This window comes from Micromonospora sp. WMMD735 (genome assembly GCF_049178995.1).
GTDB lineage: Bacteria > Actinomycetota > Actinomycetes > Mycobacteriales > Micromonosporaceae > Micromonospora > Micromonospora wenchangensis.
In genome coordinates this window covers 3,208,974-3,235,885 of record NZ_JBMHMJ010000002.1, presented here as the reverse complement: position 1 = coordinate 3,235,885, position 26,912 = coordinate 3,208,974, and the positions used below count along the sequence as shown (strand labels likewise).

The following is a 26,912-nucleotide window of genomic DNA, read 5'->3' as shown; positions in this document are numbered from 1 at the left end:
GACCGAAGTGGCGGTATCGCCGCGACCTGATACCGCTGTTTCGGCTCAATGGTGTGGATCACGTGGGCCGGGGGGATCAGGCTGGCTCGGGCCAGACGGGTCCCTGGTCGGTCCAGGTGACACCCCGGTTGCGGCAGAGGCAGAAGGGGTGGCCGACGGGGTCGGTGTAGACCCGCCATCCGTAGCCTTCGGGGCCGACGAAGTCCTGCGCCAGGGTCGCGCCGAGGGTCAGGACGCGGCGCTGTTCGGCCTCGATGTCGTCGACTTCGAAGTCGAGGTGGAACTGCTTAGGGTGCTCGCCGTCGGGCCACCGCGGGGCGCGGTACTCCGCCACCCTGATGAAGGCCAGCTCGATCTCGCCGAACCGGATGCCGGCCCACTCCTCGTCGCTGCCCTGCTTGACCGGGCGACCCGTCACCTCGGCGTAGAAGGCCGCCAGCCGCATCGTGTCCGGGCAGTCGATGATGAAATCCGTGAGTCGGAGCATCAGGTGATCCTGTCATGCCGCTCAGCAGACCGGACTCCGCGACCGGACCCCCCGGGCGGCGTCCCGCAGGGGTCAGGCCGCGTGACGGCCGGCTGACGGGCGGCGGCGACGGTCGGCCAGGCGGGTGGGCTGGAAGGCGAATGTGGCGATCAGCACCGCCGCGCCGCAGCCGGTGCAGAGCAGCTCGGGGCAGTCGGCACCGTGGCCGTCGGCGCACGGTGGCACCTCGAACGGCTGAACGCCCTCGCAGGTGTCGCAGTAGAGCTCGCGGTCCGACACGGGCGTCTCCTCTCGCTCCGGAACCCACCGATGGACATCGCCGCCATCGTCGGAAACGGAAGAACTACTCCCGTGTAGTTTCCCACGCCCCTCCGACACTTCCCCGCCAGCCCAGGCCCGGCGCGCCAGCCCAGCCAGCCCGCGCCCGGCAGCCCGCCCCCGCCCCCGGGTCCGGCGCCACCCGGCAGCCCGCCCCCGGGTCCGGCACCGCCCGGCCCGGGGGAGCGGGTCGGGCGGTGCCGGCGGAACGGCGGGTCAGAGGGAGCGGGCGACGTCGACCCAGCGGTCCAGGACGGCCGCCGCCGCCCCCGAGTCGACGGACTCGGCGGCCCGGGCCATGCCGGCGCGGACCGCCTCGGTGAGGTCACCGTCCAGCGGGGTCTGGGTGGCCAGCGCGACGGCCGCGTTGACCAGGACCGCGTCGCGGACCGGACCGGCCTCGCCGGCCAGCAGTCGCCGGGCCACGGCGGCGTTGTGCGCCGCGTCGCCGCCCCGCAGGTCGGCCAGGGTGGACCGGGGTACCCCGAGGTCGGCCGCGTCCAGCAGCGCTTCCCGTACGGTGCCGTGCTGGGCCACCCAGACCCGGGTCGGCGCGGCGGTGGTGAACTCGTCCAGGCCGTCCTCGCCGCGCATCACGATCACCGAGTCGCCCCGGCGGGCGAACACCTCGGCCATCACCGGGGCCATCCGGGCATCGAAGCAGCCGACCGCCCCGGCGTGCGGCCGGGCCGGGTTGGTCAGCGGGCCGAGGAAGTTGAACGCGGTCGGCACGCCGATCTCCCGGCGGACCGGGCCGGCGTGGCGCATCCCGGGGTGGAACCGGGCGGCGAAGCAGAAGCCGATCCCCGCCTCGGCCACGCACCGGGTCACCTGCTCCGGGCCGAGGTCCAGCGGCACACCGAAGAACTCCAGCAGGTCGGCGGTGCCGCACAGCGACGAGGCGGCCCGGTTGCCGTGCTTGACCACCCGGACGCCGGCGCCGGCCACCACCAGCGCGGTCATCGTCGAGATGTTGACCGTGTGGGCGAGGTCACCGCCGGTGCCCACCACGTCGACCGAGGTGCGCCGCAGCTCCTCCGGCAGGGTCACCGGCACCGCGTTGCCGAGCATCGCCTCGACCAGGCCGGCCAGTTCGGCGGGCGTCTCGCCCTTGGCCCGCAGCGCGATCGCGAACCCGGCGATCTGCGCCGGTACGGCGGCACCCGCCATGATCTCGTTCATCGCCCAGGCGGTGTCGGCGGTGGACAGCTCGTCGCCGCGCAGCAGCGCGTTGAGCAGGTGCGGCCAGGTCCGTTCGCCCATGGTGGGCCTCCCGAGGCGGGCGTGGGGTGCGGGTGGACGGGTGCGCCCGTCACCCCGGGCGCCTGGGCGCCGCCGAGTGTCTGCGACTCAGGCGGCGGCGTGCGTACGCAGCAGCTCGGCGACCGTGGTGCCGGTGGTCACCGGGTCGAGCGGGTGCATCAGCACGCCGTCGACCTGCGCGTACGAGGCGAGCCATCGGTCGGCGGCCCGGGCGATGACCACGCACGTCGGCGGGGCGTCGTCCCGGTCGTCCTTGATCTGGCGGGCGATGCCGAGGCCGCCGCCGGGGCTGGCCTCGCCGTCGAGCAGCATCAGATCGATCTCGTAGTCGTCGACCAGCCGGACGCAGCCGAAGTAGTCGGACGCCTCGACGAACTCGATCTGGATGCCCGGCGCGGGACGGGTGCCGACGGCCAGCCGCATCCGGTCCCGGACCTGCTGGTCGTCGCTGTAGAGCAGGACGGTGCAAAGACGCTCGCTCATGCCGGCACTCCGCTTCGCTCCGTGCCGTGATGAGGCACCGTCGCACTGAGCCTGACTCGCTCGCTGCGCTCACTCATGGGCTGTACTCCTCGTTGCTGCCCGTTGATCGTACCGGGCGGTGTGGCGTACCCGACATCCCGCCTGCCGGCCCCCGGCGGACCGGGTGTCGCGGCAGCTCAGGACGGGGTTCCGGGGGCCGCGGCGGGGGTGGCAGGCGGACCTGCGGGGGCGGTGGTCGCGGCGTCGGACGTGGCGGTGGCCACGGCGGGGACTGCGGCGGCCCCGGCGGCACGGTCGCGGGCCTCCTGCCGGTCCAGCTCGCGGTCGACCCGGCGGGCCTCCCGCTCGGACTGCTTGATCCACTGCACCACCAGCACCGCGATCATCGTCACGCTGACGAACTCGCCGCCGGCCCACAGGATGCCGCCGGCGACCACCTGGTCGTTCCACGGGTCGGACCAGGCCAGGTTGAGCGAGGGGTACCAGTCGCCGCCGAACAGCGTGGTGCTCTGCATGATGGTGAGCCCGAGCACGGTGTGGAACGGCACCGACAGCAGCATCAGCAGCGCCCGCGCCGGGTACGGCCAGCGGCCGGGCAGCGGGTCGAGCCCGAGCAGCGGCCAGAAGAACACGCAGCCGGTCATGATGAAGTGCGCGTGCACGAGCTCGTGCGCCCAGGCGTGTTCGAGGGTGTAGCGGTACAGGTCGGTGAAGTAGAGCGCGAACGGGTTGACCACGAAGATGGCGAACGCCACCAGCGGGAAGCCGTAGATCCGGGCGATCCGGCTGTGCACGACCGCCAGCAGCCGCTTGCGCGGGCCGACCGGCAGGGTGCGCAGCGCCAGGGTGACCGGCGCGCCCAGGGCCAGGAAGATCGGGGAGATCATCGACAGCACCATGTGCTGCACCATGTGCACCGAGAGCAGGGCGGTGTCGTAGGCGTGCAGGCCGCTGACCGTGACCGCGGCGATGCCGCCCAGGCCCGGCCCGAGGAAGCAGACGGTACGGATCACCGGCCAGCGGTCCCCGCGCAGCCGCAGCCGGTGGACCCCGTAGAGGTAGAGGCCGGCGGCGAGGACCAGGCCCAGGGCGAGCCAGCTGTCCAGCCGGGTCTCGGTGAAGACCCGGGTGATGTCGAACGGCGGCGGTACCTCGACGCCGCCGGCCGCCAGGCCGGTGGGCGGGGCCCCCGAGGTGGCGGTGAAGATCGAATCGACGTGCAGCACGCTTTTCAGGCTAGGCCAGGCGAACCGGACCGCCACGATCGGGCCATCCCCGCCCCGGGTTTGGCACCCCGCTGATCGCCCGCCCCGGTCAAGGGCAATAATGACCGCGTGACTGCGGCCCCAGCCATTGACAAGAGCCGGATCCACTCTCTGACGCGGCCCAACATGGTCAGCGTCGGGACGATCGTGTGGCTCTCCAGCGAACTCATGTTCTTCGCGGCGCTGTTCGCGATGTACTTCTCGATCCGCGCGGCGGCGCCGGAGCAGTGGGAGAAGCACACCGAGGTCCTCAACATCCCCTATGCGACCACCTTCACGGTGATCCTGGTGCTGTCCTCGGTGACCTGCCAGCTCGGTGTGTTCGCGGCCGAGAAGGGTGACGTCCACGCCCTGCGGCGCTGGTTCACGATCACCTTCGTGATGGGCCTGATCTTCGTGCTCGGCCAGGCGAACGAGTACCTGACCCTGGTGCACGAGGGCGTGAAGATCAACGAAGACGGTTACGGGTCGATGTTCTACCTGACCACCGGCTTCCACGGCCTGCACGTGACCGGCGGTCTCATCGCCTTCATCATCTTCATGATCCGCACCACCATGGGCCGGTTCACCCCGGCCCAGGCCACGTCGGCGATCGTCGTGTCGTACTACTGGCACTTCGTCGACGTCGTGTGGATCGGGCTGTACGGCATGATCTACTGGCTTCAGTGATCTTGGCGTGTCAGGTTCCGCGCCGCTGCTCCGTCCCCTGAGACAAGGTCCAACCGGTTAAGGACACAGGTCATGACTTCTGACAACGACCGCCGACGCGGTCTGCTCGCGCGCCTGCGCGGGCGGCCCGCGGCGCGCAGCAGGGGCCGCCGCCGGCTGGGCGCGGCGTTCCGGCTGATCGCCGCGTTGACGCTGGCCGGCGGCGCCTACACCGTCTTCGCCCCCGGCGTGCAGGCGCAGGAAAACCCGCCGCTCACCGGCGCCGCGGCCGAGGGCAGGGCGCTGTTCGACGTGAGCTGCGTGACCTGCCACGGCCGCAACGCCCAGGGTGTCGAGGGTCGTGGCCCGAGCCTGATCGGGGTGGGCTCCGCGTCGGTCGAGTTCCAGGTCGGCAGCGGTCGGATGCCGATGGCCCGGCAGGAGGCGCAGGCCATGCGCAAGCCGCCGGTCTTCACCGACGAGCAGGTGCGCCAGCTCGGCCAGTACATCCAGGAGCTCGGTGGGGGCCCGCAGGTCCCGCAGGGCAACCTCCGCGAGGGTGCCAACCTCGCCACCGGTGGCGAGCTGTTCCGGATCAACTGCTCGCAGTGCCACGCCTTCGGCGGTGGCGGCGGCGCGCTCTCCTCCGGCAAGTACGCCCCGAGCCTGAACCCGGCCAGCGACGCGCAGATCTACGCCGCGATGCTCAGTGGCCCGCAGAACATGCCGGTGTTCGGCGACAACCAGATCACCCCGGAGCAGAAGGCGGACATCATCGCCTACATCCAGGAGACCCTGAAGGCCGACCAGGACCAGGGCGGCTTCAACCTCGGCCGGTACGGCCCGTCCACCGAGGGCCTGGCGATCTTCCTGGTGGGCATCGTCGCGCTGGTCTTCGCGAGCCTGTGGATTGCGGGCAAGTCGTGACCGGGCGGATCGTCAACACCATTGCCGTGGTGCCGTGCGCCGGCACCGCCCGTAGCGAGGTGACGGCATGAGCACCACGACCGAGCAGCACGCCCCGCAGGACCGGGAGCCGCTCGACGTCCACGACCCCCGGCTCTCCCGGTTCGACATCGTCACCGAGGGCGCCCGCCGCGACGACATCGAGATCGTCCACTACGAGGAGCAGGTCGTCCCGGGCAGCAAGGCCGAGCGCCGGCTGACCCGTACGGTCGCGGCGATGTTCCTGCTCACCGGCCTGGCCGCCACCGCGTTCCTGGTCGTCTACATCTGGTGGCCCTGGGAGTACGAGCCGGGTCGCGGCGGCGACAAGTGGTACACCCCGCTGCTGGGCCTCACCCTGGGCATCGCCCTGCTCGGCATCGGCTTCGGCATCCTCACCTGGGGCAAGAAGCTGCTGCCCAAGGAGGTCTCGATCCAGGACCGGCACGACGGTCCCGGTTCGGCGGAGGACCGGAAGATCACCGGCGAGACCATGCTCTACCTCGCCGACGAGATGGGGGTGCGGCGTCGTCCGCTGCTCGGCGTCTCGCTGGTCGCCGGCCTGCTGCCGGTCGGCGCGGTCGCCGCGGCCCCGCTGGTCGGCGGGCTGATCTCCAACCCGCACAAGAACAACCAGATGTTCACCACCGGCTTCGCCCCGCAGGACGGGAAGAAGGTCCGGCTGGTCCGCGAGGACGGCCGGCCGATCCGCCCGGCCGACGTCAGCGCCGGCGGCCAGCTCACCGTGTTCCCGGGCATCGAGCACGGGGTGAGCAACAAGCACGCCGACTCGCCGACCCTGCTGATCCACCTGCGGGAGACCGACGCGGAGAAGTCCCGGCAGGCCAACTCGCGGGTCGGTCACGGTGACTACATGTGGGGCAACTACGCGGCGTACTCCAAGATCTGCACGCACGCCGGCTGCCCGGCGAGCCTGTACGAGCAGCAGACCAACCGGCTGCTCTGCCCGTGTCACCAGAGCCAGTTCCTGATCACCGACAACGCCCGGCCGGTCTTCGGCCCGGCGAGCCGGCGGCTGCCCCAGCTGCCGATCGAGGTGGACGAGGACGGCTTCTTCGTGGCGAAGTCCGACTACACCGAAACCGTCGGCCCCGACTTCTGGGAGCGGCCATGAAGCGCCGAAAGTTTGACGTAGCAGCGGTGCCGGGCAAGGCCGCCGGGGGAGTGGACGACCGCTTCCAGGTCGCCACCCCGCTGCGCAAGCTGCTCAACAAGGTCTTCCCGGACCACTGGTCGTTCCTGCTCGGCGAGATCGCGCTCTTCTCGTTCGTCGTGCTGCTGCTCACCGGGGTCTTCCTGACCTTCTTCTACGAGCCGGCGATGACCGAGGTGGTCTACAACGGCAGCTACGCCCCGCTGCGGGGCACCCCGATGTCCGCCGCGTACGCCTCCAGCCTGGACATCTCGTTCGATGTCCGGGGTGGCCTGATCATGCGGCAGATGCACCACTGGTCCGCGCTGCTGTTCATGGCCGCGATCGTGGTGCACATGATGCGGGTCTTCTTCACCGGCGCGTTCCGCAAGCCGCGGGAGACCAACTGGATCATCGGCTCGCTGCTGTTCTGGGTCGGCTTCCTGGCCGGCTTCACCGGCTACTCGCTGCCGGACGACGGCCTGTCCGGCACCGGTCTGCGGATCGCCTCCGGCATCATGCTGTCGATCCCGGTGATCGGCTCCTGGGTCACCTCGTCGGTCTTCGGCGGCGAGTTCCCCGGCGAGATCATCATCAGCCGGTTCTTCATCGCCCACGTGCTGCTGATCCCGGGCCTGCTGGTCGCGCTGATCAGCGCCCACCTGGGCCTGGTGTTCAAGCAGAAGCACACCCAGTGGCCCGGCCCCGGCCGGACCAACGACAACGTGGTCGGCGAGCGGATGTTCCCGCGCTACGCGCTCAAGCAGGGCGGCTTCTTCATGGTCGTCTTCGGCGTGATCGCGCTGATGGGCGGCCTGTTCCAGATCAACCCGATCTGGTACTTCGGCCCGTACGAGGCGTGGGTGGTCTCGGCGGCCAGCCAGCCCGACTGGTACGTCATGTTCCTCGACGGCTCGACCCGCCTGATGCCCGCCTGGGAGATCAACATCCCGATCGGCAACGGGTACGTCATCCCGCCGCTGTTCTGGCCGACGGTCGTGCTGCCGGGCATCCTGGTCGGTCTCTCCACGCTCTACCCGTTCGTGGAGGCCCGGCAGCTCAAGGACTACCGGCACCACAACCTGCTGCAGCGTCCCCGGGACGTCCCGGCCCGCACCGCGGTGGGCGCGATGGCCGTCGCCTTCTACATCGTGCTGACCCTCTCCGGCGCCAACGACGTGATCGCCGACAAGTTCCACATCAGCCTGAACGCGATGACCTGGGCGGGCCGGATCGGGCTGCTGTTCATCCCGCCGCTGGCCTACTACGTCACCTACCGGATCTGCCTGGGTCTGCAGCAGCACGACCGGGAGGTGCTGGCCCACGGCGTGGAGACCGGCATCATCAGGCGGCTGCCCGACGGCCGGTTCGAGGAGGTCCACCAGCCGCTCAGCGCCGGTGACGGCCACGGGCACGGCGAACTGGACTACGTCGGCTGGGTGGTGCCGAAGAAGATGAACCGGCTCGGGGCGCTCGGCCCGGCGATCCGGGGCTTCTTCTACCCGATCGAGAAGCCGGTCGAGGCGCCGGTCTCGCCGGGGCACCCGCCGGTGGAACCCCGCCCCGAGCGGGAGGAGATCGGCAGCGGGGATTCCCGCCGCTGACCTGCCCGTACCACTGCGCCGAAGCGCCCGCCGGAGTCCTCCGGCGGGCGCTTCGTCCGTTCCGGTGGCCGTCCGCCGGGCGGCCGGTGGGCGGCGTGACCAGCCCCCAACGGGTGGAAAGCACAGGAATAACCCGCGCCAGCCGGGTATCCGTGCGGTCCAACGAAAACGGGGAGGGAACATGTTGGGTATCAAACGCCTGGGACTGCTGGCCACGCTGGCGGTGGTCGGCCTGGCCCCCGCGGCTGCCGCGCAGGCCGCCGCGCAGCCGTCGGCGCAGGACACCCAGTACCTGCAGGCGGTGCACCAGGTCAACCTGGCGGAGATCGTCACCGGGAACCTGGCCCAGAAGAAGGGGCAGAACGAGCAGGTCAAGCAGTTGGGACAGCAGTTCGTCACCGATCACACCCAGCTCGACCAGACGGTGAAGAGCACCGCCCAGCAGCTGAACGTGACCCTGCCGAACGCGCCGACGGCCGACCAGCAAAAGGTGATCGACAAGCTCAACGGTCTCAACGGCGCCGCGTTCGACAAGGCATGGGTGACCGCTGAGCTGGCCGGTCACGTGCAGGCCATCCAGGCCACCCAGACCGAGATCTCGCAGGGCTCCGAGCAGTCGGTGGTCCAGCTCGCGCAGGACGCGCTGCCGGTGTTGCAGGCGCACTACGACGCGCTGGTCGCCCTGGCCCAGGAGTTGGGCATCCCGGTCCCGCAGACCAGCGCCAGCGGTACCGCGAGCCCGGGTGGCAGCGGTACGCCGGCTCCGGGTGGCACGACCGAGTCCCCGGCCCCGGGCGGCACCACGGAGTCGCCGGAACCGGGTGGTACCACCGAGACGCCGGCTCCGGGTAACAGCTGACGTCCCGTACCACCTGACGGTGGCCGGTCCCCGACGGGGCCGGCCACCGTCGCGCCTGCCCGGCGCGGCGGTCAGTCGGCGCTGGCCAGGCCGATCGCGAACGCCTCCTCCAGGTCGTGCTGCGAGTAGGCGCGGAAGGCGATGTGCGACTCGGTGTTGAGCACGCCCGGGACCTTGGAGATGCTGCCGGCGATGACCTTGGCGATCTGCTCGAACTCCCGGACCCGGACGATGGCGATCAGGTCGACGTGCCCGGCCACCGAGTAGACCTCGCTGACCCCGGGCAGGTTGGCCAGGTTCTCGGCCACCTCGGGGATCGAGTCGGTGGCGCAGTCGATCAGGACGATCGCGGTGATCACTGACGATTCTCCGTTCGTCGTGCCGGGCGCGACGCCGGCCTGGCGTCGCTGACCATGCTAGTGCCGCACGACGCGGGTCAGAGCAGCATGGTGCGCGGGTCGGCGGCCATGGCGCGCAGCCAGGCGGCCGCCTCCGGGGCCCCCGGGCAGCGGGCGGTGTCCAGCGCGGCGGCCAGGGCGTACATCTCGGGCGGCGGGATGAGCAGGCTCTCCTTGCTGCGCAGCCCCAGCTTGACCGTGCCGGTGTCGGTGGTGACGGTGAGCACCGGGGTGCGGGTGACCGCGCCGGTGGCGACCACCGAGCCGTCGCTGGCGACGCCGGTGTGCGCGACGGCCGTGGCCTGCAACGTCACCGACCGGGCGGCCCGCAGGTCGACGCTCTTCGTGGTGAGCCTGACCACGGTGAGCCGGGAGCCCTCCAACCAGGCGTTCGTCCGCACGATGCTCGTGACCAGCAGACCGACGAAGACGATGACCAGCCCGGCCGACAGGAGCGCGACGAGTGCCGGCACCGCCCCGCTGCCCGAGGTGCCCGCACCGACCGACGCGTTCAGGACGGTCCCGAGGATGGCACCCACACAGCCGCAGGTCACCGTGAGCAGGACACCCAGCACCACCAACGAGACGACCCGACCGGTACGGCTCGACCGGTAGCCGATCGACAGGGGGATCCGGGGCACGGAGGGCTGCATGCCGGTGATTCTGACACCGACGATCAACGTCCGCCCGGTACGGCCGCCACGGTGAGCCCGTCCGCGGCCCGGATCACGTCGCGGAGCCGTTCGTGGCGGCCGACCGTCGCGCCGGGCCAGACCACCACGCGCTCCACGTCGCCGCGGACCACCGCGCCCGCGCCGACCACCGCGTGCCGGGCCCGACCGGTGACGGTGGCGTCCGGGGCGACCACAACGTCGTCCCCGGCGGCGTGCAGGTTGGCCGCCAGGTAGTCGGTGGGCGTCCCGGTGTCGAAGAACGTGCCCGGGTACGGCACCACGGTCAGCTCGCCGGCCGCCTCCGCCGGTCGCCACACCGTGCGGACCAGGTCACCGAAGCTCGCCGGCAGCTCCCGCACCCGGTGCCAGGGCAGCAGCGAGAAGCCGGTGAAGACGTGCCCGTCGAAGGTGCCGGGGGCGCGCGGGTCGGGTGCCGGCCGACCCAGCAGGCGTACGGACCGGAAGTCCCACCCGGCCAGCAGCGCCGCGACGTCCGGACCGGGAGCGGCGCCGGGATCGGCCAGGTACGCGTCGGCGTTGCCGACCAGCACCCCCCGCCCGGCGATCCAGTCCCGCAGGTTGCCCAGGCCGCCGGCCGTGCCCAACGGCTCACCCGGCTCCACCGACAGGTGCGCCCGGTCGCCGACGTGCGTCACCACCTGGTCGGCCAGGTAGCAGGCGTTCACCGCCACCCGCTCCGGCCCGGTCAGGCCCAGCCCGGCCAGCCGGTGCAGGGCCCGGTCCAGCAGCGGCACGTTGCCGACCGGGCAGAGCGCCTTGGGCACCCGGGCGGTCAGCGGGCGCAGCCGGGTGCCCTCGCCGGCGGCGAGCACCACCGCGCACAGGCCGTCCGGGGCGGTCACGTCGTCGGCTGGCCGGCCTGCGGCCCGATGCCGTAGTGGCCGAGCAGGTTGGCGGTGGCCCGGCTCAGCCGGGGCAGGTCGTCCAGCGGGTGCCAGGCCGCCTCGAAGACCTCCGCGCCGTCCACGGCCAGCTCCGTCGTGGCGGCGGGCACCTCCGCCTCGAAGACCATGTCCACCCAGCCCCGGGTGTGCACCACCGCGTTCGGCACGGCCGGGCGGAGCTGTTCCGGGGCGAGCCGGACGCCGGACTCCTCGTACAGTTCGCGGGCCGCGCCGACGACCGGGGCCTCCCCGCGCTGGAGCAGGCCGGCGGGCAGCGTCCAACTGTGTCCGGGGGGCTGGCGCAGCAGCAGGAGCCGGCCGGCCCCGTCGGCCCCGCTGTCCCGGACCAGGGTCACCGCGCCGACGACGTACTTCGGCCCGGCGAGCCGGACCAGGCGACGACGCACCGAGACCGGCAGCCGGTAGAAGACCTTGTACGCGACGGCCCGGCCGGTGGCGCGGGAACGGAGGATCATGGTCTCCAGGCTAGGCCGTCGGTGCGCTGTCGTGGGGTGCGGGGCGACCGGTCACCCGGCCAGGGCCTCACTGTCGATGGTCGACCAGGTCGATGAGCTGGCGGACCACGGTGTCCGGTTCGACGGCCCGGTCGAAGACCGCGACCAGCAGGGTCTCCAGGTCGGGATAGCCGAGTTCCTCCGACAGCCGCAGCAGCGGCAGGTCGCTGGCCAGGCCCCGGTCGTGCTTGCGCAGCGCCAGGCCGATGGTGGCCCGCCCGAGGCGGACCTTGTCGGCGATGGAGATGCCGGGCTCGGTGTGCTCGGTGAACCAGCGGCTGATCTGCATCTGCGCGTGCGGCGACTTGACGAAGTCGAGCCACTCGCGGCGGGGCCCACGGGGGGCGACGTCCGCCTCGAAGCCGCTCTCCGCGTCGCTCTCGGTGTAGATCTCCACCACGTCGCCCTCGTCCAGTTCGGACGCCAGCGGCGCGAGCCGGCCGTTGATCCGTGCCGCGAGACAGTGGTCGCCCCGCTCGGTGCCCAGCTCGTAGGCGAGGTCGACCGGGGTGGCCCCGGCCGGGAGCACCACCTGCCGGCCGTCGGCGACCACCTGGATCTGCGCCTCGGCGAGGTCGCACCGCAGCGACTGGAGGAACTGGGCCGGGTCGGGGGCCTCCTGCTCCCAGTCGAGCACCCGGCGCAGCCAGGAGAGCTGGTCGGTGTTGCTGGACCCGGTGGCGGCCCGGGGGAACCGGAAGTCGGCGGCCACCCCGTACTCGGCGCAGCGGTGCATCTCCCGGGTGCGGATCAGCACCTCGACCGTGCGTTCCTGCGGGCCGCAGACGCTGGTGTGCAGGGAACGGTAGAGGTTGTTCTTGGGGGAGGCGATGAAGTCCTTGAACCGGCCGGGGACCGGCCGCCAACGGCCGTGCACCGCGCCGAGGGCGGCGTAACAGTCGGTGGCCGGGCCGTCCACCACGATCACGATCCGGGGCAGGTCGTACGGCACGGCGTGCCCGCCGGCCACGGTGTCCTTCCAGATCGAGTAGAGGTGTCGGGGACGGGCGCTCACCTCGGCGTCGACCCGGCTGCGGCGCAGCGCCACCCTGGCCTGGGCCACCACGTCGTCGAGGTAGGCGTCCCAGCCGGGCCGGTCGTGCACGTGCCGGGCCAGCCGGGCGTGCTCGTCGGGCTCCAGGTGCAGCAGCACCACGTCGTCCAGGTCGCGCTTGAGGGTCTGGATGCCGAGCCGGTCGCAGAGCGGGACCAGCACCTCCTGGGTCTTGCGGGCGATCCGCTCCCGGGAGGCGGCCGAGCGGACCCCGAGGGTACGCATGTTGTGCAGCCGGTCGGCCAGCTTGATGATCAGCACCCGGACGTCCTTGCCGGCCGCGATGATCATCTTGCGGATCGTTTCCGCCTCGGCGGCCTTGCCGTAGAACGCCTTGTCGAACTTCGTCACCCCGTCGACCAGGTGCGCCACCTCGGGCCCGAAGTCCTCGCTGAGCGCCTGGAGGGTGTAGCGGGTGTCCTCCACCGTGTCGTGCAGCAGCGCCGCGACCAGGGTGGTGGTGTCCATCCCGAGGTCGGCGCAGATCTGGGCCACCGCCAGCGGGTGGGTGATGTACGGCTCGCCGCTCTTGCGGAACTGACCGCGGTGCATGTTCTCGGCGATCGTGTACGCCCGGCGCAGCACCGAGGCGTCCGCGCTCGAATGGATGCCGCGGTGGGTGCGGACGAGCTGGGTCACCGGGTCGGCGTCGTTGGCCGGCCAGCTCAACAGGGACCGGAGCCGCCGGGTCAGGGGCAACTCACCCGGCTGGGCCGGGAGCGCACCCCCCAGGGCGGCGCCGTGTCCGGCGTCGACGTCCACGAGGGACACCTCCTCACCCCGGCTCCACGGTCACCGTCGCCGGCAACCGGAAGCAGGCCCACGAAACGGGCAGGACTGCACTCCCTTAACAGACTAAGCGAGGCGGGGTCGTCCGATCGGACACTTGCTCATGAGCGTTCGGTCGAGAGTTGGTGGGACCCGCCGTCCTCGGCCTTCGCCAGCAGGTCACGGAACCGTCCCGCGCCGGCCACCGGGGACGACCAACCGGAGGTCATCTCCACCAGCCGGGTCTCCGGTCGTTCCAACCAGGACAGGATGCGTTCGGTCTCCTCGGCGGTGGCCCGGGGCACCGGCCCGTGCCCGCCCGGCTCCACCGTCTCGGCGGTGGCCCGGATCGCGGTGATCGTCGGTCGGGGGTGGACGCCCGGCGGGGACACCCCGGCCCCGGCGAGCCGCCCGAACCGGACCAGCGCCAGCTCCCAGCCGCCCCCGGCGGCGGGCCGGGCGGCGGCCAGCTCGGCGATCCGGGTCAGACCGGCCAGCCGCTGCATCCGGACGGTGGCCCGCAGCACCGCCGCCAGCCGGGAGCGCACCACCGCCGCCTCCTCGTAGCGTTGCGCGGCCGCCAACGCCTCGATCCGGGCCAGCAGGGCGTCCACCACCACCTGCGGGTCGCTGGTGGTGGCGGTGCGGAACGGGGCGACCGCGCGGTCGTCGTACTCCTGCGGGGTGATCCGGTGCTCGCAGGGCGCCGGGCAGCGGCCCAGCTCGGCCAGCGCGCAGGCCGGCGTGACCGTGCGCAGCGACAACCGGTGGGTGCACTGGCGCAGCGGCACCGCGTCGTGGAACCCGGCGGCGGCCAGCTCGGCGGCCCGGGTGGAACGGAACGGGCCGAGGTAGGCGGTGTCACCGGGGGCCAGGCCGCGCACCACCGACAACCGGGGGTACGGCCCGCCGGTGAGCTTGAGCCACACCATCCGTTCCGGATACTTCGACCGCCTGTTGTACGGCGGCGCGTGCGCGGCGATCAACCGCAGCTCCCGGACCTCCGCCTCCAGCGGGTGGGCGCATTCCACCGCCTCCACCCGCTCGGCGGCGGCCAGCATCTCCGACATCCGGGCCCGCTTCTCGGCGGCGGTGAAGTAGCTGCGGACCCGGGTGGCGATGTCGCCGGAGGTGCCCACGTAGAGCGGCCGGTCGTCGGCGGCCCGGAAGATGTAGACCCCGGGCCCCCGGGGCAGCCCGTCGGCGAGGTGCCGCTTGCGCCGCTGGGTGGGGCTGACCGCGCGGGCGAACTCGATCGCCTCGCCCACGGTGTCGACCCGGTGCCCGCCGAGCCGGGCGATCAGGCCGTGCAGCACGTCCACCGTGGCCTTGGCGTCGTCGAGCGCCCGGTGGGTGGGCTGGGTGGTGGTGCGGAAGTAGGCGGCCAGGGTGCCCAGCTTGCGGTTGGGCACCTCGTCGCGGGTGAGCACCCGCCGGGCCAGCGCCGCCGTGTCCAGCACCCGGGGGTTGGGCCAGCGGTAGCCGTGCTTCGCGCAGGCGGCCTTGAGGAAACCCACGTCGTAGGGCGCGTTGTGGGCCACCAGCACGGCGTCGGCGACGAACTCCAGGAAGCTCGGCAGCACCTGCTCGATCGGCGGGGCGGGCAGCAGCATGGCCTGGGTGATGCCGGTCAGCACGGTGATGAACGGCGGGACCGGCACCCCCGGGTTGACCAGGGTGGCGAGCACCCCCAGCTCCTCGCCGCCGCGCACCTTCACCGCGCCGATCTCGGTGATGCCCCCGCCGTCGGGTGAGCCGCCGGTGGTCTCCAGGTCGACCACCACGAACGTCGTCGCGTACAGCGGCAGGGCCGGATCGACACCGCCGGCCGACCGGTCCAGACCGGCCAGGGTCTGCTGGACGTACTCCCCAGGTGCCACGGGCGGCAGGCTAACCGTTCGGTCCGACACTCCCGTCACCGCAGCCCCAGGGGCCCCTGGCGGCGTAGGATGAGAGATCGGCTCACTCATCCGGCGGTGGGCCCGGTCGCGGTGGGAGACTTGCCCCATGCCCCTCACCGACCCGCACGACGACCACCTCCCGCTGGAGGGGTCGTCCACCGCCGCGCCCGGGGCCGGCGGGGACCCGGGTGCGGGGGCGCCCGAGCCCGGGGCCACCCTGCCCGAGCCGGAGTCCGAGCCCGGCCTGCCCGAGCCCATCCCTCCCACGCCCGACGGATCCGACGCCGGTGAGCCGGTGGACGGGCCGCCGGAGCCGGAGCCCGTCCTGCCCGAGCCGGTCCGGCAGCGGATCGTGGCGCTCACCGCGGCGGTCCTGCCTGGCCTGCCCGCCGACGAGGTGCCGGTGCCGCTGCGCCGGGTGGCGAAGTTCGCCCCCAACCGGCGGGCCCGGCTGGGTGGCTCGGTGATCGCCGCCCAGCTCACCGCCGACCCGCTGTTCCGGCAGCGGGTCACCGCCCGGGTGCTGACCGACGCCGGTGACCTCGGCGCGGCCGTGGTCGAGGGCACCGCGCCGGCCGCCGCCGACCCGGTCGAGGTGGCCGCCCTGGCCTACCTGGTCCGCCCGAAGGGCTGGCGGGAGCTGATCGACGCCAGCGGCGCGGCGGTCCGTGCCGAGGTGGACAGCGCGGTCGTCGCCGAGCTGGTCCGCGAGGCCGAGCAGCGGGCCACCCGGGCCGAGCACGACCGGGCGGTGGCCCGGGTCGAGGCGGACAAGCTCCGCGACGAGCTGGCCCGCGTCCGCGAGGAACTCGGCCAGCTCCGGGAGGAGAACCGCCAGCTCCAGCGCGGCCTGCGGGAGACCCAGGCCCGGGAACGCCGGGCCACCGAACTGCTCGCCACCGAGCGTGGCCGGGCCGCCCGCGCCGCCGCCGACAGCGACGCCGAGCTGCGTCGGGCGCGGGCCAGGCTGGCCGAGGCCGAGGCGGCGGCCGGCGTGGCCAAGGCCAGCGCCAAGGAGGCCCGTTCGGTCGACGACGCCCGGCTGTGGCTGCTGCTGGAGACGATCGGTCAGGCCGCCGTGGGGTTGCGCCGCGAACTGGCCCTGGACCCGGTGGACAAGCTCCCCGCCGACTTCGTGGCCGACGCCTTCACCGATGCCCCGGCCGCCGCCCAGGGCGGGCCGGCCGCCCGCGCCCGGGACACCGACGACCCGGCCCGGCTGGACCAGCTCCTCGCCCTGCCGAGGGCGCACCTGGTGGTGGACGGCTACAACGTCACCAAGCGCGGGTTCGGTGAGATGTCCCTGGAACAGCAGCGCAAGCGGTTGATCACCGGGCTGGGTGGGATCGCCGCGCAGACCGGCGACGAGGTGACCGTGGTCTTCGACGGGGCGGAACGGATGCACGGCCTGCCGCCCGCCCCGCGCGGGGTGCGGGTGCTCTTCTCCCGCAAGGGCGAGACCGCCGACGAGCTGATCCGCCGGCTGGTCCGGGCCGAGCCGCCCGGCCGCCCGGTGGTGGTGGTCTCCTCCGACCGGGAGGTCGCCGACGGGGTGCGCCGGCACGGGGCGTACCCGCTGGGGGCAGACTCGCTGCTGCGCCGGCTGGCCCGCTCCTGACGTGTTGATCACCGGTTGTCCGGTTGTGTCGTACCCGATGGTTAGTGTCCGACCTGACCGACGGTGCTCGGGTGGTGACGAGGGTTTCCGCCCGACGCCGCACTGCGTCAGGAGGCACGATGCTCATCGACTGCGACGGCTGCCGGGTCCGGGGCGCGGGCTGCGCCGGCTGCCTGGTGACGGCCCTGCTCGACACCGACTCCCCGGCGGCCGGCCTGGGTGCCGCCGAGCACCGGGCGATCGAGGTGCTCACCCGCTCCGGGTTCGAGGTGGAGGTGCTGGCCCACGAGACCCGCCCGGCCCGGTCGACCCGCCGCCGGGTCGCCTGACCCCCGCCCCGCTCCGGCGGGGGCCCGGGGTGGACACCACGGCGGAGCCGCGTCGGCGGGCCATAGGATGGGCGCTCACGGCGGGAGGAGCGGCGGCATGACACGGGTACGACGCCACGCCCGCGGACCCGTACCCGGGGTGCCCCGGTGAGCCCGCGCGGCTGGGCGGTGCTCACCCTGGCGGCGCTGGTGCTGGCCCTGGTCGTCCTCGGTGCCCTGCTGGTCCCGTGGAGCCGGCCCCCGGCCCCCCGCGCCGACCAGCTCGCCGCCCTGCGTGACCTGCCCGCCGACCAGGTGGCCCGGGGGCGCGCGTTGCAGGCGGCCCTGCGTCCCGGCCGCTACACCGGGCTCGCCGTCGGCCTGCTGGTGGCCCTGCTGCTCGGGCTGACCCCGCTCGGGGCGAGGCTGGTCGAGCTGGCCGGCCGGCCGTTCGGCGACCACTGGATCGCCCGCGCGGTGCTCGGCGGGATCGCCGTGGTGCTCGTCGCCGACCTGCTCACCCTCCCGTTCGCCGCCTGGCGGCAGTCGGTGCTGACCCGGTACGGGCTCGCCACCCAGGGCTGGGGCGGCTGGACGGTCGACCTGCTCAAGTCGTACGCGCTCAGCGCGGTGCTCGCCGCGACCGTGCTGCTCGGCTTCTACACCGTCACCCGGCTCGCCCCGCGCTGGTGGTGGGCGTTCGGGGCGGCCGGCGCGGCCGGGCTGGTGGTGCTGCTGTCCTTCGTGCTGCCGGTGCTGGTGGAGCCGGTGTTCAACCGGTTCACCCCGATGGAGCAGGGGCCGCTGCGCACCGAACTGACCGCCCTGGCGGCGCGGGACGGCGTACCGGTGCGGGACGTGCTGGTCGCCGACGCCTCCCGCCGCACCCGGGCGGTCAACGCGTACGTCTCCGGTCTGGGGCCGACCCGGCGGGTGGTGGTCTACGACACCCTGCTGCGCGAGGCCACCCCGGCCGAGGTGACCAGCGTGGTGGCGCACGAGCTGGGCCACGCCAGGGACCGTGACGTCTGGACCGGCACGCTGACCGGTGCGCTCGGGGCCGCCGCCGCGGTCGTCGCGCTCTACCTGGTCGGCTCCTGGGCGCCGCTGCTGCGCCGGGCCGGCGTCGACTCGATCGCCGAGCCCCGGGCGTTCGCGCTGCTGATCGCCCTGGTGACGGTCGCCGGGCTGGTCGCCGGCCCGGTGCAGGCGCTGGTGTCACGCCGGATCGAGGCGCGGGCAGACGCGCACGCCCTGGCGCTCACCGGTGACCCGGCCACCTTCGAGGCGATGCAACGGCGGCTCGCCGGGGTCAACCTGGCCGATCCCGACCCGCCCCGGGCGGAGTACCTCTGGTTCGCCTCGCACCCGTCCACGGTGGAGCGGATGGCCGCCGCCCGCGCGTACGCCCGGGAGGCCGGCCGGTGACCCGGACCCTGTTGATCACCAACGACTTCCCGCCCCGCCCCGGCGGCATCCAGTCGTTCGTGCACCACCTGGCGGTTCGCCAGCCGCCCGGCTCGGTGGTGGTCTACGCCTCCAGTTGGCGCGACACCGCCGGGTTCGACGCCGCGCAGCCCTTCCCGGTGGTGCGGGACGCGACCCGGGTGCTGTTGCCCACCCCGCGGGTCGCCCGCCGGGCCGCCCGGCTGGCCCGGGAGCACGGCTGCGACACGGTGTGGTTCGGTGCCGCCGCGCCCCTGGGCCTGCTCGCCGGCGGACTGCGCCGGCGGGCCGGCATCCGCCGCGCGGTGGCGCTGACCCACGGTCACGAGGCCGGCTGGGCGACCCTGCCGGGGGCCCGCGCCGCGCTGCGCCGGATCGGCCGGGACACCGACGTGGTCACCTACCTCGGCGACTACACCCGCATACGGCTGGAGCGCGCCCTGCGCGGCGTCACCGAGCTGCACCGGCTCGCCCCCGGGGTCGACGTGGACACCTACCACCCCGGGGTGGACGGCGCGCCGGTGCGGGCCCGGCTCGGGCTGGCCGACCGGCCGGTGGTGGTCTGCGTCTCCCGGCTGGTCGCGCGCAAGGGCCAGGACATGCTGATCCGGGCCCTGCCGGCGATCCGCCGCCGGGTGCCCGACGCGGCGCTGCTGGTGGTCGGGGGCGGGCCCTACCGGGCGACCCTGGAGAAGCTGGCCCGGTCCACCGGCGTGGAACGTGACGTGGTGTTCACCGGCTCGGTGCCGTGGGAGGCGCTGCCCGCCCACTACGCGGCCGGTGACGTCTACGCGATGCCCTGCCGTACCCGCAACCGGGGGCTTGACGTCGAAGGGCTCGGCATCGTCTACCTGGAGGCGTCGGCGACCGGGCTGCCGGTGGTGGCCGGTGACTCCGGCGGCGCACCGGACGCGGTCCGCGAGGGCGAGACCGGGTACGTCGTCCCGGGGCGCGACGTCGCCGTGCTCGCCGACCGGGTGGCCACCCTGCTCGCCGACCGGGACCTCGCCCGGCAGCTCGGCGCGGCCGGGCGGGCCTGGGTGGAGAAGGAGTGGCGCTGGGAGACCCAGGCCCGCCGCCTGACGGACCTGCTCACCGGCACCGCCGCCCCCGGCTGAACCGCCGACCGACCCTCCGGCCGACCCGCCCACCGGTCGGTCCGGCGCGGAACAGGGCGGCGGGGTGGGCCGCAGGCGGGTGGGTCAGCGGATCTGTTCGAGGATGCGGGCGGCGGGGGCGGGCTTGCCGAAATGCCAGCCCTGACCGGTGTCGCAGCCGATGGAGCGCAGCAGGTCGGCCTGGTCGGCGGTCTCCACCCCCTCGGCGGTGACCGTCAGGTCCAGCGCGTGGGCCAGCGACACCAGCGAGGCCAGGATCTGCTCGTCGTTGCGGCTGGCCGGGTCGACCTGCGGGCTGCGCAACCTGGTCACGAACTCGCCGGCCACCTTCAGCTCGGTGACCGGCAGGTCCCGCAGGTAGACCAGGTTGCTGTAGCCGGTGCCGAAGTCGTCGATGGCGATCCGGACACCCAGGTCGTTGAGCATCCGCAGGGCCCGGACCGGGTCCTCCCCGCCGGTGCTCATCATGGTGCTCTCGGTGATCTCCAACTGGAGCCGCTGCGGCGGCAGGCCGGTCTGCGCCAACAGCCCGCGCACCTCCTGCACCAGGCCGGGGCGGTGGACCTGCCGGACGGCGAGGTTGACGCTGACGAACGGGGCCGGCCCGCCGCCGGCCGCCCAGCTCTCCGCCTCCCGGCACGCCTCGGCGAGCACCCAACCACCGAGCCGGACGATCAGCCCGGTCTCCTCGGCCAGCCCGATGAAGCTGTCCGGACCCAGCACCCCCAGCTCGGGGTGCCGCCAACGGACCAGCGCCTCCACCCCGACCACGGTGCCGTCCCGCAGCGACGTCAGCGGCTGGTAGTCCAGGAAGAACTCGCCCCGGTCCAGGGCGGCGGGGATGGCCGCCGACAGGGCGTACCGGGCCAGCTCGGTGCGGTGCCGGGCCGGGTCGAACAGCGCCCAGCGGGCGCCGCCGGCCGCCTTGGCCCAGTGCAGGGTGCTGTCGGCGGCCCGCATCAACTCGCCCGGGGTGGTGCCGGCCACCGGTCGTTCCACGATGCCGGCGCTGGCGGTGACGGTCAGCTCGTGCCCCTCGACCAGGGCCGGCTCGGCGACCGCGGCGAGCGCCGCCTCCGCCACCTTCACCACGTCGTCGGTGCCGTCGGTGCGCTCGACGAGGACGACGAACTCGTCGCCGCCGAGGCGGGCCACCAGGTGCTCGCCGAGGGCCCGGCTCAGCCGCTGCGCCACCTGCACCAGCAGGGCGTCGCCCAGCTGGTGACCGAGGGAGTCGTTGACCACCTTGAACCGGTCGAGGTCGAGGAAACACACCCCCACCCGGGCCGAACCCCGCCCCGGGGCGGTGAGGGCGGTGGCGAGCCGTTCGGTGAACAGGGTGCGGTTGGGCAGGTCGGTGAGCGGGTCGTGGGTCGCCTGGTGACGGAAGCGGGACTCACTGTCGCGCAGCGCCCGTTCGGCCTGGGCGCGGGCCACCATCGCCGCCCGCCGGATGGACTCCTGCTCGTCGAGGGTCCGGTCGCGCAGCGCGCGGGCGTACCCGGTGGTGATGGTGGCGAGCAACCGGGCCAGCCGGTCGGAGATGTCGTCGCCGACCAGGCCGAGGTCGCGCAGCAGGCGGAGCTGGACGACCTCCACGGTCCGCCCCAGCCCCTCCGCCGAGGCGATGTGCGCGGCCACCAGCTCCGCGCCCACCTGGTGACCGACCCGCGGGTCGAACGGTTCGGCCCGCAGCGCGGCCGCCAGTCGTACGGTGAGCCGTTGCAGCAGCTCCTCCAACTGGGCCTGGGTCATCGGCAGGTAGCTGGTGCCGGAGACCGCCTTGGCCCAGGCACGGGCGAACGTACCCGGGCAGGACGCCCGGGGGCCCGTCGGCTCACCCATCGAGACGCCCGACGCCGCCGAGGAAGACGGCCTGCTCGGCGTTCTCGGCGCTCTCCGGCGTCTCGGGCCGCCACTGCGGCACCCAGACCACCCCGGGGTCGACGATCGTGAAGCCGTCGAAGAACGCGGTCAGCTCGGCCCGGCTGCGGATGCACAGCGGGTTGTCGGTACGCCGGTAGACCCGTTCCGCCTCGGTCCGCTCGGCCCCGCCCCGGGTGTCGTCGCTGGCCTGGGAGAGGACCAGGTAACTGCCCGGGGCGAGCGCCGCGCGCAACGTCCGCAGGATGTCCTCGGGATGGTCTGCGTGCGGGATGAAGTGCAGCACCGCCACGATCATCACGGCCACCGGCTGGGAGAAGTCGATCAGCCGGGTCACCTCGGGGTGCGCCAGGATCGCCTCGGGCCGGCGCAGGTCCTCCTGCACGACGGCGGCGGCGGGGTTGCCGGCGAGGATCTCCTGGCTGTGCGCGACGGCGACCGGGTCGACGTCGACGTAGACCACCCGGGCGCGCGGGTCGGCCCGCTGGGCGATCTCGTGCACGTTGCCGACGGTGGGGATGCCGGAACCGATGTCGAGGAACTGGCGGATGCCGGAGTCGACCAGGTGCTGCACCACCCGGCGCAGGAAGGCACGGTTGGCCTGGGCCATCAGCGGCGCGTCGGGAACCGCCTCCACCATCGCGCGGGCGGCGACCCGGTCGGCGGCGAAGTTGTGCGAGCCGCCGAGGTAGTAGTCGTACATGCGGGCGACGCTGGGGCGTTCGATGTCGATGTCGTCGGGTGCCCAGTTCGGTCGCTGCATCCCCAACCCCTTTGTCGAGTACCACCGCAAACATGGTCGACCGTGCGGTTCACCCGGGTATTCTGCCTGCCCACCGCCCAGGTGCAAAGACCGCGATCAGTGCGCGACCGGTCGCTCACCGGGCGCAGTCGAACCGGTGGTGTGCCGACGGCAGGCCCGGGTCCGGGTGGACCCGGGCCTACCGGCCCGGCGGGGTGGCCCCGCCTCAGAACTTCGGGGCGTCCGGCGCCTCGAGCAGACCCAGCCGCAGGGCGGTCATCAGCGCCTGCGCCCGGTTGGCCGCGCCCAGCTTCTCGTAGAGCTTCGAGATGTGGGTCTTGGCGGTGGACTCGCTGACGAACAGCTGCTTGGCGATGCCGGCCACGCTCATGCCGTCGGCGAGCAGCCGCAGCACCTGACCCTCGCGGGGGGAGAGCTGCGGGCCGGACGGAGCCAGCCGGCGCTTCATCGCCTCGGCCAGGTCGGCGGCGGTGAACGCGCTGGGCGAGGAGGCGGCGTGCCGGGCGGCGGCCACCACCTCGTCGGCCGGGGCGGTCTTGGGCACGAAGGCGCTCGCCCCCGCCTCCAACGCGCCGAAGAGCTGGTCGTCACCGGCGTACATGGTGAGCACCACGATGCCCATCGACGCGCTGGACTTGCGCAGCGCCCGGGTGGCCTCCAGGCCGCTGCCGTCGGGAAGCCGCAGATCCATGATCACGACGTCCGGTTGCAGCGCGCCGGCCTGGCGCACGCCCTCCGCCGCCGTGGCGGCCTCGCCGACGACCTCGAACTGACGGTCCCGCTCGAAGGCGTGCCGCAGCCCCTTGCGGATCAGATCGTGATCGTCGACAAGGAGGACCTTGGTACGGGTGGCCGGTGTCGGGCTTGTGGTCATCCTCGAATTACTCCACTTCTGCTGCTGCGCTGCCACGCACGTTATCGCGCCGGGGCGACGAACCCACCACCACCGCCACGGTCGTACCACTGGGTTGCCGGGGACTGATCTCCAACCGGCCCCGGATACGTTCCGCCCTCTCCGCCATGATCGCAAGGCCGTAGTGACCGTCGGTGCGCTGGTCACCGATGCCGTGACCGTCATCCGACACTTCAATTTGCGCGTACGGGGGGTCCACCTCGCAGGTGACCCAGAGATTCGACGCCCCGGCGTGCTTGCGGGCGTTGGTCACCGCCTCCTGGGCGATGCGCAGCAACTCGGCCTCGGTGGCGGCCGGCAGCCGGGCGGTCGACTCGTCGAGCGACAGGTGCACCCGCAGGCCCCCCGACGCGCCGACGGTGCGGGCGTACTCGGCGATCGCCGCCGCCAGACCGCCGTGCCGGTCGACCTCGCTGCGCAGCTCGAACAGGCTCAGCCGCAGCTCGGTGATCACCCGGGTCACCTCACCGCGCAGGGTGCGCAGCGCCTCGGCGGTCTCCTTCGGGTCCTCGTCGACGTAGGCCAGCGCGTTGTCGATGCCGTAGCCGACCATCACCAGCTCCTGTGCCACCCCGTCGTGGATCTCCCGGGCCAGCCGCTGCCGCTCCTCGTTGGTGGCCAGCGACCGCACCTCGTCGAAGAGCAGCGCCGCCTCCAGGCGCAGCGCCGCCGGGCCGGTCAGCGCGGTCACCCGGGACACCACCGGCGGCGGGTAGGCGTGCGCCGCGTCCGCCTCCAGCACCACCAGGCCGACCGTACGGACCCCGGCGACCAGCGGCACGATCAGCGCCGAGACGTCCCCGCCGCTGTGCGAGCGGGCCTGCGACCGGGCCGAGGTCTGCGGCTGCTGACTGGCCCAGGCGTCGGCGATCGCCGAGTCGGCGTCCAACGTCGTCTCCCAGTCGACCCGGTCGACGCCGACCTGGGCGAGGACCACGAGCCGCCCGCCGCCGCTGGCCGACAGCACCGCGCCCCGGTTGCCGGGGGCGACGGTACGCAGCTCCTCCAGCAGGTGTTCGGAGATGCCGCCCGGGTCGAGGGTGGCCCCGGGCAGCTGCCGGGCGACCGTACGCAGCTGGGTCAGCAGCCGGGTCGCCTCGGCGTAGGGCTGGGGCTTGCCGTCGGCCCGGACCCGCATCACCTGGTGCAGCGTGCCGGCGGCGTAGAGGCCGAGCCCGGCGAGGATCAGCCACTGCGCGCAGACCGCCAGGTAACCGGCCTGGCCGAGCTGCCGCCCACCGTCGACCACGGTGAAGGCGCCCGCCACCAGCAGGGTGGCCGCGGTGACCCCGAGCAGCACCGCGCCCTCGCGGAACTGCCGGCGCAGCGCGGTGACGGTCACCGGCACCGCCAGGTAGGGCAGCACCGCCGAGGCGCCCAGCCCGCCGACCGACGAGCCGAGGGCGGAGGAGACGGCGACCTGGCTGGCGGCCAGCCCGATCACCACCGCCTCGGCGAGCCGGCTCAGCGGGCCGATCAGCCGGTGCTCGGGGGCGAGCAGGGCGGGCGCTCCGGCGACCGCCAGCAGGGCGATCCACCAGAGCTGGGCGGGATCGCGGGTGGCGACCAGGGTCAGTACGCCGACCAGCGCGAGCATCACCGCTCGCGCGGCGGCGGCGACGGGACGCGTCTGGGGGCGGGCGGCTGTGGAGGCGGGCACGTGACGGATCGTAGTCAGCCTTGGTAGATCTCCGCGATCTCGGCCGCGTACGTCTTGTGGACGACCTGCCGCTTGACCTTGAGCGAGGGGGTCAACTCGCCGGTCGCCTCGGTGAAGTCGCGGGGCAGGATGCGGAACACCTTGATCGCCTCGGCCTTGGAGACGGCCAGGTTGGCGGTGTCCACCGCGCCCTGGATCTCGGCCCGCAGCGCGTCGTGCCCCACGAGCTGCGCGACCGGGGTGTCCTCGGGCAGGCCGTGCGCGGCCAGCCACTTCGGCAGCGCCTCCTCGTCGACGGTGACCAGGGCGGCGATGAACGGCTGCCGGTCGCCGACCACCAGGCACTGGCTGACCAGCGGATGTGCCCGGACCTGGTCCTCCAGCACCGCCGGGGCGACGTTCTTGCCGGCGGCCGTCACGATGATCTCCTTCTTGCGGCCGGTGATGCGCAGGAAGCCGTCGTCGTCGAGGTGCCCCAGGTCGCCGGTGCGGAACCAGCCGTCGGCGAGCGCCTCGGCGGTGGCCGCCTCGTTCTTCCAGTAGCCCTGGAAGACCAGGTCGCCGGCGATCAGGATCTCGCCGTCGTCGGCGATCCGGATCGTCACGCCGGGCAGCGGCCGGCCGACCGTGCCGATCTTCGTGCCGGTGGGCAGGTTGGCCGCGGCGGCGGGGGAGGTCTCGGTGAGGCCGTACCCCTCGCAGATGGTCACCCCGATGCCCCGGAAGAAGTGCCCGAGCCGGGCGCCGAGCGGGGCGCCCCCGGAGATCGCGTCCCGGCACCGGCCACCGAGGGCGGCCCGCAGCTTGCGGTAGACCAGCCGGTCGAAGACCGCGTGCTGGGCGCGCAGCGCGAACCCGGGACCGCCCGGGGTCTCCTGCGCCTCGCTCCAGGCGATGGCGACCTTCTCGGCCCGGTCGAAGATCGCGCCCTTGCCGTCGGCCTCGGCCTTCTGCCGGGCGCCGTTGTAGACCTTCTCGAAGACCCGCGGCACCGACAGCACGAACGTCGGCCGGAACTCCTGGAGCTGGGCGACCAGGTCCCGGGTGTCGGCGCAGTGCGCCATCGTGGCCCGCGCCTGCACCACCCCGATCTGGATCAGCCGGGCGAAGGCGTGCGCCAACGGCAGGAAGAGCAGGGTCGAGGCGCCCGGCCGGAACAGGTTCGGCAGCACCGGCACCGCGTTGGCGATGTCGGCGTACATGTTGCGGTGGGTCAGCACGCAGCCCTTGGGGCGACCGGTGGTGCCGCTGGTGTAGATGATCGTGGCGACGTCGGCGGCGCGGACCGAGGTGCGTCGGCGCTCGATCTCCTCCGGGTCGACCGAGCTGCCGGCGGCGACGATCTCCTCCACCCCGCCCAGCTCGATCTGCCAGACGTCGCGCAGCTCGGGCAGCCGGTCGCGGACCCCGGCGACCAGGGTGGCGTGGCTGTTGGTCTCCACCACCACCGCGACCGCGCCGGAGTCGGCGAGGATCCAGGCGGCCTGCTCGGCGCTGGACGTCTCGTAGATCGGGACGGTGACCGCGCCGGCCGCCCAGATGGCGTAGTCGAGCAGGGTCCACTCGTAGCGGGTGCGGCTCATCAGGGCGACCCGGTCACCGGGGGAGACCCCCGCGCCGGCCAGCCCCCGGGCCACCGCGACCACCTCGTCGCGGAACTGCCGGCAGGTGACGTCGACCCCGGCGCGGCCCTCGACGGCGGGCCGGACGAACTGGACCGCGTCCGGCGCGGCCTCGGCGTTGTCCCAGACCGGGTCGGTCAGGTTTGCCGCGTCGCCGATGGTGACGATCGGCGGGACGGAGAACTCGCGCACCTGCACTCCCTCGTGCTCGCACTGGCCGGGCCGACCACGGGCCGGCATGGTCGAAACCTACCCGGCCGGCCGGGCGGACGCCCCAGCCAGGTTGCCCGGCCCCTGCCCGGGGGGTGGAGCGGGGCATCCGTCGGACGCGCCGGGTAGC

25 protein-coding genes are annotated in these 26,912 nt (G+C 73.4%); 9 read left to right on the top strand and 16 right to left on the bottom strand.

Annotated features, from left to right (window positions below):
* Nucleotides 1–76: 76 nt before the first annotated feature.
* The 5 genes from ACN268_RS13585 to ACN268_RS13565 all read right to left on the bottom strand — a co-directional run bounded on the left by ACN268_RS13585 (nucleotide 77) and on the right by ACN268_RS13565 (nucleotide 3,777).
* Nucleotides 77–487 carry a VOC family protein gene (locus tag ACN268_RS13585; RefSeq protein WP_421483515.1) on the bottom strand — a complete coding sequence of 137 codons (411 nt, stop codon included), beginning with the start codon at nucleotides 485–487 and terminating at the stop codon, nucleotides 77–79.
* A 72-nt stretch (nucleotides 488–559) separates the two neighbouring features.
* On the bottom strand, nucleotides 560–766 hold the full coding sequence (locus ACN268_RS13580) for a hypothetical protein (protein WP_421483514.1): 207 nt from the start codon (nucleotides 764–766) through the stop codon (nucleotides 560–562).
* Between the two features lie 255 nt (nucleotides 767–1,021).
* Nucleotides 1,022–2,068, bottom strand: a complete 1,047-nt coding sequence (gene trpD / locus ACN268_RS13575; protein ID WP_421483513.1) for an anthranilate phosphoribosyltransferase — start codon at nucleotides 2,066–2,068, stop codon at nucleotides 1,022–1,024.
* 87 nt (nucleotides 2,069–2,155) lie between these two features.
* Nucleotides 2,156–2,551 (bottom strand): hypothetical protein, encoded by a 396-nt coding sequence (locus ACN268_RS13570; protein ID WP_363651528.1) that lies wholly within the window; start codon nucleotides 2,549–2,551, stop codon nucleotides 2,156–2,158.
* A 176-nt stretch (nucleotides 2,552–2,727) separates the two neighbouring features.
* The gene (locus tag ACN268_RS13565) at nucleotides 2,728–3,777 is read right to left on the bottom strand and encodes a cytochrome c oxidase assembly protein (RefSeq protein ID WP_421483512.1); all 1,050 of its coding nucleotides are present in this window, start codon (nucleotides 3,775–3,777) and stop codon (nucleotides 2,728–2,730) included.
* A gap of 108 nt (nucleotides 3,778–3,885) precedes the next feature.
* Here ACN268_RS13565 and ACN268_RS13560 point away from each other — a divergent pair, with 108 nt between their 5' ends.
* From ACN268_RS13560 to ACN268_RS13540, 5 genes are all read left to right on the top strand, one after another.
* On the top strand, nucleotides 3,886–4,485 hold the full coding sequence (locus ACN268_RS13560; RefSeq protein WP_088644671.1) for a cytochrome c oxidase subunit 3: 600 nt from the start codon (nucleotides 3,886–3,888) through the stop codon (nucleotides 4,483–4,485).
* Nucleotides 4,486–4,557: 72 nt separating this feature from the next.
* Nucleotides 4,558–5,391, top strand: a complete 834-nt coding sequence (locus ACN268_RS13555) for a cytochrome c (RefSeq protein ID WP_088644672.1) — start codon at nucleotides 4,558–4,560, stop codon at nucleotides 5,389–5,391.
* Nucleotides 5,392–5,458: 67 nt separating this feature from the next.
* Nucleotides 5,459–6,544 carry a ubiquinol-cytochrome c reductase iron-sulfur subunit gene (locus tag ACN268_RS13550; protein WP_421483511.1) on the top strand — a complete coding sequence of 362 codons (1,086 nt, stop codon included), beginning with the start codon at nucleotides 5,459–5,461 and terminating at the stop codon, nucleotides 6,542–6,544.
* Nucleotides 6,541–8,166, top strand: a complete 1,626-nt coding sequence (locus ACN268_RS13545; RefSeq protein WP_421483510.1) for a cytochrome b — start codon at nucleotides 6,541–6,543, stop codon at nucleotides 8,164–8,166. The genes ACN268_RS13550 and ACN268_RS13545 overlap by 4 nt, the downstream gene beginning before the upstream one ends.
* A gap of 181 nt (nucleotides 8,167–8,347) precedes the next feature.
* The gene (locus ACN268_RS13540) at nucleotides 8,348–9,025 is read left to right on the top strand and encodes a DUF4142 domain-containing protein (protein WP_421483509.1); all 678 of its coding nucleotides are present in this window, start codon (nucleotides 8,348–8,350) and stop codon (nucleotides 9,023–9,025) included.
* A gap of 71 nt (nucleotides 9,026–9,096) precedes the next feature.
* Here the strand turns inward: ACN268_RS13540 and ACN268_RS13535 are convergent, their stop codons facing one another.
* The 6 genes from ACN268_RS13535 to ACN268_RS13510 form a co-directional block, all read right to left on the bottom strand.
* Complete coding sequence (locus tag ACN268_RS13535) at nucleotides 9,097–9,384, bottom strand: Lrp/AsnC family transcriptional regulator (protein ID WP_088644676.1); 288 nt, start codon at nucleotides 9,382–9,384, stop codon at nucleotides 9,097–9,099.
* 77 nt (nucleotides 9,385–9,461) lie between these two features.
* Complete coding sequence (locus ACN268_RS13530) at nucleotides 9,462–10,076, bottom strand: hypothetical protein (protein ID WP_421483508.1); 615 nt, start codon at nucleotides 10,074–10,076, stop codon at nucleotides 9,462–9,464.
* Between the two features lie 23 nt (nucleotides 10,077–10,099).
* A complete protein-coding gene (locus ACN268_RS13525; RefSeq protein ID WP_421483507.1) occupies nucleotides 10,100–10,960 on the bottom strand; it encodes a sugar phosphate nucleotidyltransferase in 861 nt (286 codons plus the stop codon).
* The gene (locus ACN268_RS13520) at nucleotides 10,957–11,478 is read right to left on the bottom strand and encodes an NUDIX hydrolase (protein WP_421483505.1); all 522 of its coding nucleotides are present in this window, start codon (nucleotides 11,476–11,478) and stop codon (nucleotides 10,957–10,959) included. Before ACN268_RS13520 ends, ACN268_RS13525 begins: the two co-directional genes overlap by 4 nt.
* A gap of 67 nt (nucleotides 11,479–11,545) precedes the next feature.
* Nucleotides 11,546–13,333 (bottom strand): RelA/SpoT family protein, encoded by a 1,788-nt coding sequence (locus tag ACN268_RS13515; RefSeq protein ID WP_421486886.1) that lies wholly within the window; start codon nucleotides 13,331–13,333, stop codon nucleotides 11,546–11,548.
* Nucleotides 13,334–13,461: 128 nt separating this feature from the next.
* Nucleotides 13,462–15,219, bottom strand: coding sequence for a DEDD exonuclease domain-containing protein (locus ACN268_RS13510; RefSeq protein ID WP_421483504.1), 1,758 nt, complete (start codon nucleotides 15,217–15,219; stop codon nucleotides 13,462–13,464).
* Nucleotides 15,220–15,346: 127 nt separating this feature from the next.
* Between ACN268_RS13510 and ACN268_RS13505 the strand changes: the two genes are divergently transcribed.
* The 4 genes from ACN268_RS13505 to ACN268_RS13490 all read left to right on the top strand — a co-directional run bounded on the left by ACN268_RS13505 (nucleotide 15,347) and on the right by ACN268_RS13490 (nucleotide 19,730).
* Nucleotides 15,347–16,858, top strand: a complete 1,512-nt coding sequence (locus tag ACN268_RS13505; RefSeq protein ID WP_421483503.1) for an NYN domain-containing protein — start codon at nucleotides 15,347–15,349, stop codon at nucleotides 16,856–16,858.
* Between the two features lie 119 nt (nucleotides 16,859–16,977).
* The gene (locus ACN268_RS13500) at nucleotides 16,978–17,187 is read left to right on the top strand and encodes a hypothetical protein (protein WP_363651542.1); all 210 of its coding nucleotides are present in this window, start codon (nucleotides 16,978–16,980) and stop codon (nucleotides 17,185–17,187) included.
* Between the two features lie 147 nt (nucleotides 17,188–17,334).
* A complete protein-coding gene (locus ACN268_RS13495) occupies nucleotides 17,335–18,594 on the top strand; it encodes a M48 family metallopeptidase (protein ID WP_421483502.1) in 1,260 nt (419 codons plus the stop codon).
* On the top strand, nucleotides 18,591–19,730 hold the full coding sequence (locus tag ACN268_RS13490; protein ID WP_421483501.1) for a glycosyltransferase family 4 protein: 1,140 nt from the start codon (nucleotides 18,591–18,593) through the stop codon (nucleotides 19,728–19,730). Before ACN268_RS13495 ends, ACN268_RS13490 begins: the two co-directional genes overlap by 4 nt.
* Before the next feature lie 84 nt (nucleotides 19,731–19,814).
* Here ACN268_RS13490 and ACN268_RS13485 read toward each other — a convergent pair whose 3' ends face one another.
* The 5 genes from ACN268_RS13485 to ACN268_RS13465 form a co-directional block, all read right to left on the bottom strand.
* The gene (locus ACN268_RS13485; RefSeq protein ID WP_421483500.1) at nucleotides 19,815–21,575 is read right to left on the bottom strand and encodes a putative bifunctional diguanylate cyclase/phosphodiesterase; all 1,761 of its coding nucleotides are present in this window, start codon (nucleotides 21,573–21,575) and stop codon (nucleotides 19,815–19,817) included.
* The gene (locus ACN268_RS13480) at nucleotides 21,568–22,377 is read right to left on the bottom strand and encodes an SAM-dependent methyltransferase (protein ID WP_204927823.1); all 810 of its coding nucleotides are present in this window, start codon (nucleotides 22,375–22,377) and stop codon (nucleotides 21,568–21,570) included. Before ACN268_RS13480 ends, ACN268_RS13485 begins: the two co-directional genes overlap by 8 nt.
* Nucleotides 22,378–22,582: 205 nt before the next feature.
* The gene (locus tag ACN268_RS13475; RefSeq protein ID WP_007072219.1) at nucleotides 22,583–23,251 is read right to left on the bottom strand and encodes a response regulator transcription factor; all 669 of its coding nucleotides are present in this window, start codon (nucleotides 23,249–23,251) and stop codon (nucleotides 22,583–22,585) included.
* A 7-nt stretch (nucleotides 23,252–23,258) separates the two neighbouring features.
* Nucleotides 23,259–24,950 carry a GAF domain-containing sensor histidine kinase gene (locus tag ACN268_RS13470; RefSeq protein WP_421483499.1) on the bottom strand — a complete coding sequence of 564 codons (1,692 nt, stop codon included), beginning with the start codon at nucleotides 24,948–24,950 and terminating at the stop codon, nucleotides 23,259–23,261.
* A gap of 14 nt (nucleotides 24,951–24,964) precedes the next feature.
* On the bottom strand, nucleotides 24,965–26,764 hold the full coding sequence (locus ACN268_RS13465) for an AMP-dependent synthetase/ligase (protein ID WP_421483498.1): 1,800 nt from the start codon (nucleotides 26,762–26,764) through the stop codon (nucleotides 24,965–24,967).
* Nucleotides 26,765–26,912: the final 148 nt, after the last annotated feature.

What these genes read in the sequence shown, in the direction of transcription:
- ACN268_RS13585 (WP_421483515.1), bottom strand. Translation starts at nt 487, where the DNA reads ATGCTCCGACTCACGGATTTCATCATCGACTGCCCGGACACGATGCGG.
- trpD (WP_421483513.1), bottom strand. Translation starts at nt 2,068, where the DNA reads ATGGGCGAACGGACCTGGCCGCACCTGCTCAACGCGCTGCTGCGCGGC.
- ACN268_RS13570 (WP_363651528.1), bottom strand. Translation starts at nt 2,551, where the DNA reads ATGAGCGAGCGTCTTTGCACCGTCCTGCTCTACAGCGACGACCAGCAG.
- ACN268_RS13555 (WP_088644672.1), top strand. Translation starts at nt 4,558, where the DNA reads ATGACTTCTGACAACGACCGCCGACGCGGTCTGCTCGCGCGCCTGCGC.
- ACN268_RS13550 (WP_421483511.1), top strand. Translation starts at nt 5,459, where the DNA reads ATGAGCACCACGACCGAGCAGCACGCCCCGCAGGACCGGGAGCCGCTC.
- ACN268_RS13545 (WP_421483510.1), top strand. Translation starts at nt 6,541, where the DNA reads ATGAAGCGCCGAAAGTTTGACGTAGCAGCGGTGCCGGGCAAGGCCGCC.
- ACN268_RS13540 (WP_421483509.1), top strand. Translation starts at nt 8,348, where the DNA reads ATGTTGGGTATCAAACGCCTGGGACTGCTGGCCACGCTGGCGGTGGTC.
- ACN268_RS13530 (WP_421483508.1), bottom strand. Translation starts at nt 10,076, where the DNA reads ATGCAGCCCTCCGTGCCCCGGATCCCCCTGTCGATCGGCTACCGGTCG.
- ACN268_RS13520 (WP_421483505.1), bottom strand. Translation starts at nt 11,478, where the DNA reads ATGATCCTCCGTTCCCGCGCCACCGGCCGGGCCGTCGCGTACAAGGTC.
- ACN268_RS13505 (WP_421483503.1), top strand. Translation starts at nt 15,347, where the DNA reads ATGCCCCTCACCGACCCGCACGACGACCACCTCCCGCTGGAGGGGTCG.
- ACN268_RS13500 (WP_363651542.1), top strand. Translation starts at nt 16,978, where the DNA reads ATGCTCATCGACTGCGACGGCTGCCGGGTCCGGGGCGCGGGCTGCGCC.
- ACN268_RS13485 (WP_421483500.1), bottom strand. Translation starts at nt 21,575, where the DNA reads ATGGGTGAGCCGACGGGCCCCCGGGCGTCCTGCCCGGGTACGTTCGCC.
- ACN268_RS13480 (WP_204927823.1), bottom strand. Translation starts at nt 22,377, where the DNA reads ATGCAGCGACCGAACTGGGCACCCGACGACATCGACATCGAACGCCCC.
- ACN268_RS13475 (WP_007072219.1), bottom strand. Translation starts at nt 23,251, where the DNA reads ATGACCACAAGCCCGACACCGGCCACCCGTACCAAGGTCCTCCTTGTC.